The organism is Faecalibacterium sp. OM04-11BH (assembly GCF_003482185.1).
GTDB lineage: Bacteria > Bacillota > Clostridia > Oscillospirales > Ruminococcaceae > Faecalibacterium > Faecalibacterium tardum.
On record NZ_QULS01000030.1, the window covers coordinates 771 to 7,923 of the forward strand.

Genomic DNA, 7,153 nt, shown 5'->3' on the forward strand with positions numbered 1-7,153 from the left:
ACCGGACAGCGCAGGAGCGTGTGGACACCATGTTACCTCACATGATGGAGGCTGCGGGTGTCACTGAGGAACTGAAAGCCTGTGATCCTATGCGTTGGGTGGGGCTGATGAACACATTAACGGCACAGATTGAGGAAATTTTAATCAGGGAACTGATTTGCAGCTGAATGGGAGGAGTGGGAAATGCTGGCCTTTGAAAAGGTTTTGAAAGTGTTTCAGGCATATCTGGATGTTGACCCTCTGTATGAGGTGGTTCAGACCAGCCACGGTTATACATTGATGGCATGGGAACCCCACCGGAATGACTGGTATAGCGCCGAGATACAGAAAACCCCAGAGGATTTACGGAACGCTTTGCTGGGTACATACGCCAACTTTCTGGAAGATAAAATTACCGGAAACGAGCGTGAACTGACTGTGACAGAAACCGGAGAAATCCAGCAGAGGTGTCAGGAACTTTTGGAAAAGTGCCGGGAACCTTGATATAGAAATGCCAGAAGGAGGCCGCGATTATGCGTCCTCCTTCTGCTTCGCAGTCTGTTCCATTTTGAGCGCCCCGTCTATGGCACCTTCGATAATCGGCAGGTATTCTTCAGGGCAGAGTTTCAGCTTGTGGCTGACCCGTTGCCGCTGTTCGCTTTCTTCCCGCATGATCTCCGGGTTAAAATACCGTTCCACGGGAAGTCCGCAGATCTTAATCAATTGGATCATCACAGGCAGGCTCGGAATTGCACCTTGATTCTCAATGTTGGCAAGATACCGCCATTCAATCCCAACCATTTCCGCCAATGTTTTTCGTGCCAGACGCTTTGCCTCTCGTGCGGCTTTGACATCTGCACCAAAGGTTTCAAAACCGGGACAATCTTCAACTTTCGCCATATAGCATCACCCAGTTACATTGTATAATTCATACTTTGCCCGTGGAATGTTGCTATATGCAGTTTAGTTGAAGTTTATAATTCATATTCCATTTCTTGCATTGTTCGAGAAAGAGAACTATAATGTATTCTGTGGAGGTGCGAAATGGACTATATGACATTGAAAGAGGCCGCCGAAAAGTGGGGCGTGACACCTCGTAGGGTAAATTATTATTGTGCCGGAGAGCGTATCCCCGGCGCTATGAAAATGGCTGGTGTTTGGCTGATCCCCAAGAACGCAGAAAAGCCGATTGATGGAAGAACAAAACAAGGGAGGTTGCTGAAACATGAATAGCGTTTTGATTATAGACGATGACAAGGAACTTTGTGCCTTGATGAAAAAATGTGTGGAACAAGAAAATTTATCTGCGGTAGTAGCACATGGCGGCTTAGAGGGTCTGAGGCTACTGGAAAAAAACAAGGATACCTGTTCACTAATTATTCTGGATGTGATGATGCCAGATATGAACGGGTTTCAAGTATTGCAGAAAATCCGAGAGAAAAACAATGTGCCGGTGCTGATGCTGACCGCCAAAAGCGACGAAGAAGATAAGGTTTCTGGTCTGCGGCTGGGGGCGGACGATTATCTGACAAAGCCGTTTGGAATTAACGAACTGATGGCTCGTGTCAATTCTCTAATCCGGCGCTATACCACCTTAAACCCTGTGACTGGAAACGAAGCCGCCACCATGCTTCTGAAAGATATGGTAATTGATAAAATCAACCGAACCGTAACGGTTCAGAATCTCTCGGTAGACTTGACCGGCAAGGAGTTTGACTTGCTTCTATTTCTGGCGTCCAACAAAGGACGGGTCTTTACTAAAAAGCAACTTTATATGCAGGTGTGGACAGAAGAATATGATTTTGACGACAATAACCTCATGGCATTTATCAGTAAACTGCGAAAAAAAATCGAGCCAAATCCAGAACAACCTTTTTATATTCAGACTGTCCGCGGTGTAGGGTATCGCTTTAACAAGGAGGCATGAGCATGGAAATTAACCTTTATCTATTGTTGTCCTTATTGATTGCTTTGCTGGTAATCAGCTATCTTTTGGGAAAACTTTACCGCGTCCGTGGTCAGCTTTTTCTTATTAGGGATGCCCTAAACGATATAAAAGCCGGGAATTTGAACCGCCGTGTATTGACGCGGGAAAGCGACCTGACAAAACAAATCTGTTATGATATTAACGAGATTGCCATGAGCAGCCAATCTCGGCTTATACAGCAAAAGCAATCCGAACAGGCTTATAAACGGCTTATGACAAGCCTTTCCCATGATGTAAAAACCCCTCTTGCTTCTCTGGTTGGATATTTGGAGGCTGTGGAAAGCAAGATGGTAACAGGAGCTGAGAAGGAAGAATACATTCGGGTGGCTATGGAAAAAGCCCACCACCTGAAAGATTTTGTGACCGCCCTGTTTGAATGGGTGAAGCTGGATGCCGGGGAACAGATTTTTCATTTTGAGGTCTGTGACCTGAATGAGCTTTCCCGTGACATCATGGCTGATTGGGTGCCGCTGCTGGAAAACCACGATCTTAGCTATGAAATTGAGATACCTGAAACAGAATACATGACACGTGTTGACTCTACCGCCTACACTCGTATTCTCAATAATTTACTGCAAAATATCCTGACGCACAGTGATGCAAGCAAAGTTTTCCTGACCGTGACTGAAACGGAGCAGCAGGCAAAAATCGTTGTTGCTGATAACGGCAATGGGATTGCCGCCTCTGATCTCCCGCATATCTTTGAACGGATGTATCAATGTGATCACTCCCGTTCTGCCAAAGGGAACGGGCTGGGCCTTTCGATTGCCAAAGAGTTAGTCAGTATTCATAAAGGAACGATTACAGCCGCCAGTGTTCCCGGAAACGGAACAACCTTTATCATCATACTTCCGAAAGCTCTGTGATCCCACAGAGCTTTTTTGAAAAAATTTTATCTCGGCAAGGTTATGGCAAGGTTTGCGTTTTATAATTGGAACCATGAAAGGAGGAAACCGTATGACGATTATTACAACTGAAATCCAGAAATGGAAACGGAATAAAATTGTCTGGTGTATTTTGGCTCTGACACTTCTGCTTGGAGCGTTTGCGATTGAGAGGGCTTGCAGCATTTCAAGGAGCAGTCCCTTTATGGATAGTTTTGGCGACCTTTACACACTGGCCTTTAAGAATATGTCCAGCCTGTTTCTGCCGATTGTGCTGGGAATGTTTGCAACGACACTGTTTTTCGATGAACACAAAAATGACACGATGAAAGAACTGCTTATCATCCCTATTACAAAAGCACAGCTATACTTTTCAAAAGTCGCTGTGGTTATTCTGATGTCCGTAGGACTGTGCCTGATTACTTTTCTTTTGTGTGTTGTCGGTGGGCTGATTGCCGGAGGCTTTCCCGATCTGAACGCCCAAACACTGATGGACGCTGGTCTTTTGTATCTGGCAGGTGGTATTCTGATTCCCATAGCCATGCTTCCGATTGTGTTTCTTTCCACGCTGTCAAAGGGATATATCCTGCCCATTGGCGCAACGCTGCTTTATCTGATTCCCGTAGTCATTGCCCCGGCTTATCTTACGGGAATACACCCGCTGGCAAGCGTGATGGGGATTTATCCCCATATTTCCGAAGCGGCCGCAGCTATGGTAGAAAGCCTGATGCAAGGCGTTTTATCCAATACTTCGCCGCTTGTTTGTGTCGGTTCGCTGCTCTTGATCGGTGCTACATTTGCCGCCGCATCCGTAGTGGCTCTAAAAAAGCAATCTTACTGAAAGGAAAGACTTATGAAACGATTGAGTTGTTTATTACTCGGTATTCTGCTTGTTTTTTCTCTTTGTGCCTGCCAGCAGGCCGCTCCATCTTCCGGCGAGGCTCCCGACCAACAGGCCATTACGGAAGAAGCAACCGAATACTTTAACCAAATGATGGATGGAGATTTTGAAACTTTCTTCAATGCGTTGCCGCAGGGCGTACAGGACAATATTTCTGCGGAGACGATACAGGAAACATGGGAAGAAGAAGTCGATAAGCTGGGCGGGCTGCCGGAGAACACTTCCCCGGATGTGTCCTGCTATGCGCCGGAACACTCTGACCAAATCCGTGTTGAATTTGTCATTCCTTGTGACAAAGGCAATTTCAAAGTATTCATCAACTATTTCCCGGATGGCAGCCTTTACAACTATGTTATCTGGAAGAACGAAACAAAATGAGAAAGCGAGGTATTTTTATGAGTGATCTTGTGATTGAAACCAAAAAGCTGACAAAGATTTACGGGGAACAAACTGCCGTTAATTCTGTGAATCTTCATGTGAAGCCGGGCCGGATTTATGGACTTTTAGGACGCAACGGAGCCGGTAAAACCACAATTATGAAAATGATTTTGGGCCTTACACCAATCACTTCCGGCGAAGTAGATGTGTTCGGACAGAACATCAAAGGCCATGAGAAACGCATTTATCCCCGTATTGGGGCCATCATCGAAACTCCCGGCTTTTATCCGAATCTGACCGGAACAGAAAACCTTGAAATCTTTGCGAAGTTACGAGGGACACCCCAGCCCAATGCCGTCAAGAATGCGCTGGAAGTTGTGGGATTGCCCTACAAAGACAAAAAGCTGTTCAGTAAGTATTCCCTCGGCATGAAGCAGCGCCTCGGTATTGCCAACGCTATTCTGCATGACCCGGAGCTTTTGATTTTGGACGAGCCGACCAATGGACTTGACCCTATCGGTATAGCCGAAGTGAGGAACTTTATTAAGAATTTAAGTGTGGAGCGTGGCAAAACCATCCTAATTTCCAGCCATATACTTTCCGAAATTTCACTGTTGGCAGATGACATAGGCATTATCGACCACGGGATTCTGCTGGAAGAAAGCAGCATGGAAGAATTAGAAAAGAAAAATCGGAAATACATCCAGCTTCAAGTGTCGGATATTCCAAAAGCCTCTTTAATTTTGGAAAGGCAATTCCATGTGACCGATTATGCGGTGCAGGACGAACACAACCTGCGGCTTTATGACACCGCACTGGATATGGCGGCAATCAACAAGGCCCTTGTGGTGCAGGATGTAGCTGTTATCAGCTCCCAAATCTGCAATGATACCCTTGAGGATTATTTCAAACAGATCACAGGGGGAGAGGGAATTGCTTAAACTGATACAAGTTGAATTTCTAAAACTGCGCCGGAGAAAGTTTATCTGGCTCATGCTGCTGGCGGCGCTCTTTATGCCACTGGCTGCCGTATTTTACTTTTCAAGTGTCAAAGGAACCGGTGTGGACCCCATTATGTTTTACAAATGGACAGCGTTCAGCTATACCCCGTGGATTATCCTGCCGGTGGTGTTGGGAATGTTGTGTACCATGCTGATGTATAACGAAAACCAGTATGATATGCTCAAACAGCTTTGGATTGTACCGGTCAATAAAATGGCATACTTTTTCAGCAAGTTTGCTGTGGTGCTGGTGTATTCCATTTGCTTTATGCTAGTTACCGCAACGGCGTCCATTCTGACCGGCGTACTATCTGGTTATATTCCCTTTGACAGTGAAAGTGTCCTTTATCTTTTGCGGAAGTGTATGGAAATTTCTCTGTTGACCGCCTTTGCGGTGTTACCAGTACTGGCGGTTGCCGCAGCGCAAAAGGGCTATATTCTCCCTGTTTGCCTGACGCTGATTTATACATTCCTCGGCTTTATCCTCTTGATGGTGAATATGTACCTACATCCGCTGTCCAGTATGACCGCTATTGTTATGTATGATATTCCGGGTGTTGTATTTGATCAGCCATTAAATATTCCAGCCGCATTTCTGTGTATTGGTGTATGGGCTGCTGCTTCGGCTGTATTGGCGAATGTGGCATTGGTTCGGAGAAAGTGAGGTGCAAAAAATGATGAAAGATTTGCTTTGGGCGGAGAGCCAGAAACTCCACCGTTCCAAAATACTCTGGATTGCTGGGTTTGCAACAGTCATGGTAGGGTTAATCGTCTTTGCACAGGGACAGTTTACATTCTATGACCGCCGATATATTAACGGGGCTGGATGGTTTATGACAGCGGCCCAATCCCTTGCTACCTTTTATGTTCTGCCTGCTGTAACTGCCCTATTGGGAAGTTATATGATTTGCCGGGAGGAACAGGAGGATACCTTAAAATCTCTGCGGCTCATTCCCGTAGATGAAGTGAAACTGACACTTGCCAAAATGATACTTGCCTTTGTGTTCAGCGTTCTGATTTACCTTTTACTTTTTGCAATTACCTTTCTTGTCGAGGCAGTTTTGCATTTAGAAGCACTTTCCGTTGGCCTTGTGTTAGAAAATCTGAAAATATATTTTCTGGATGGGGTAGGCGTATTCTTTGCAATTTCGCCTATTATCGCTCTGGTAGCGCGGATGAAAAAGGGGTATTGGCTGGCTCTGGTATTTGCAGAAATTTATTCGTTTGCTGGATTATTTGCGAGTATGTCCCAGCAGTTAAAGACGGTATATCCCATGACAGCCGTTTTCAATATCTCTGGTTATTATAATGCAAATATGTTTCAGGTTTTAATCGGCGTTGTAATTCTGATGGTTTGTGTGATTTTGTCATTGTTAATTTTGAAAGGATGGAACCGCAAGACTAAATAAATGCAATATATCTAATGATCTGCCGGACGACGGCAAAAGAAAAAAAGCCGTCGTAAAGCAGACACATTTTCACGCGCCTATGAAGCGGCGGCTTTGATTTTCAGAGCCGCCGTTTCTTTTCGTCTACGCTAAACCAACGACGACCTAACACCGTGTAAATCCACGGCGGCATATAGGAGGATTGCCGCCGTGTCTATTCTTGTCTTTTTTCACAGTACCCATGACCTGCACCAGCTAAAAAAAGCCTGTTTCCAGCAGCGGAGCAATGCGGCCAGCAGTATGTACTATACCATGTAACCAAACAGCAAAATATATTCCATTACGCTCGTATGGCTTTATGCCGTCCGGGCGCTTTTTTGTCCCTGTGGAGCCGGAACATCGGGCCAGCATGGCCCGAACCCTGGCCCCAGTGCCGTTCTCCGCCGCCCCATTCAGATTTACCAAAAAATCTGAATGGAGGAAAGGCAGATGGAAGTTACCATCAATTATAACGGACAAGCCGTGGCCGTGGAGGTTACGCTGGAAGTCTATGAATTTCTTGACCGGGCCGATCACAAAACGGAGAACCTGTTTCATGAACAGCGGCGGCATTGGGATGGCCGGGAGTTTGACGA

Annotated in this window: 11 protein-coding genes and 1 pseudogene; 11 read left to right on the forward strand and 1 reads right to left on the reverse strand. The window is 45.8% G+C overall.

All coding sequences use genetic code 11. The features are described 5' to 3' along the window. A partial coding sequence (locus DXB44_RS14920; RefSeq protein ID WP_243026184.1) for a TnpV protein occupies positions 1-167 on the forward strand: 167 nt, incomplete at its 5' end. Positions 168-183: 16 nt separating this feature from the next. Continuing rightward, a complete protein-coding gene (locus DXB44_RS13925; protein ID WP_118659074.1) occupies positions 184-483 on the forward strand; it encodes a hypothetical protein in 300 nt (99 codons plus the stop codon). Positions 484-510: 27 nt separating this feature from the next. Here DXB44_RS13925 and DXB44_RS13930 read toward each other — a convergent pair whose 3' ends face one another. Then, the gene (locus DXB44_RS13930) at positions 511-879 is read right to left on the reverse strand and encodes a helix-turn-helix transcriptional regulator (protein WP_002596316.1); all 369 of its coding nucleotides are present in this window, start codon (positions 877-879) and stop codon (positions 511-513) included. A gap of 144 nt (positions 880-1,023) precedes the next feature. On the opposite strand from DXB44_RS13930, the gene DXB44_RS13935 reads away from it, so the two are divergent. From DXB44_RS13935 to DXB44_RS13975, 9 genes and pseudogenes are all read left to right on the forward strand, one after another. After that, positions 1,024-1,212, forward strand: coding sequence for a helix-turn-helix domain-containing protein (locus tag DXB44_RS13935; RefSeq protein WP_117801973.1), 189 nt, complete (start codon positions 1,024-1,026; stop codon positions 1,210-1,212). Beyond that, positions 1,205-1,906 carry a response regulator transcription factor gene (locus tag DXB44_RS13940; RefSeq protein WP_117801974.1) on the forward strand — a complete coding sequence of 234 codons (702 nt, stop codon included), beginning with the start codon at positions 1,205-1,207 and terminating at the stop codon, positions 1,904-1,906. The genes DXB44_RS13935 and DXB44_RS13940 overlap by 8 nt, the downstream gene beginning before the upstream one ends. Positions 1,907-1,908: 2 nt before the next feature. Continuing rightward, positions 1,909-2,832 (forward strand): HAMP domain-containing sensor histidine kinase, encoded by a 924-nt coding sequence (locus tag DXB44_RS13945; RefSeq protein WP_117801975.1) that lies wholly within the window; start codon positions 1,909-1,911, stop codon positions 2,830-2,832. 91 nt (positions 2,833-2,923) lie between these two features. Beyond that, on the forward strand, positions 2,924-3,691 hold the full coding sequence (locus DXB44_RS13950) for an ABC transporter permease (protein ID WP_117801976.1): 768 nt from the start codon (positions 2,924-2,926) through the stop codon (positions 3,689-3,691). 12 nt (positions 3,692-3,703) lie between these two features. Continuing rightward, positions 3,704-4,129, forward strand: a complete 426-nt coding sequence (locus DXB44_RS13955) for a DUF3887 domain-containing protein (protein WP_117801977.1) — start codon at positions 3,704-3,706, stop codon at positions 4,127-4,129. A 17-nt stretch (positions 4,130-4,146) separates the two neighbouring features. Next, on the forward strand, positions 4,147-5,070 hold the full coding sequence (locus tag DXB44_RS13960; protein WP_117802011.1) for an ABC transporter ATP-binding protein: 924 nt from the start codon (positions 4,147-4,149) through the stop codon (positions 5,068-5,070). Beyond that, positions 5,063-5,794, forward strand: a complete 732-nt coding sequence (locus DXB44_RS13965) for an ABC transporter permease (protein ID WP_055221125.1) — start codon at positions 5,063-5,065, stop codon at positions 5,792-5,794. The genes DXB44_RS13960 and DXB44_RS13965 overlap by 8 nt, the downstream gene beginning before the upstream one ends. A 13-nt stretch (positions 5,795-5,807) precedes the next feature. Continuing rightward, positions 5,808-6,539, forward strand: coding sequence for an ABC transporter permease (locus DXB44_RS13970; RefSeq protein WP_199607215.1), 732 nt, complete (start codon positions 5,808-5,810; stop codon positions 6,537-6,539). Between the two features lie 468 nt (positions 6,540-7,007). Continuing rightward, positions 7,008-7,153, forward strand: a pseudogene (locus DXB44_RS13975) (sigma-70 family RNA polymerase sigma factor); the annotation flags it as partial.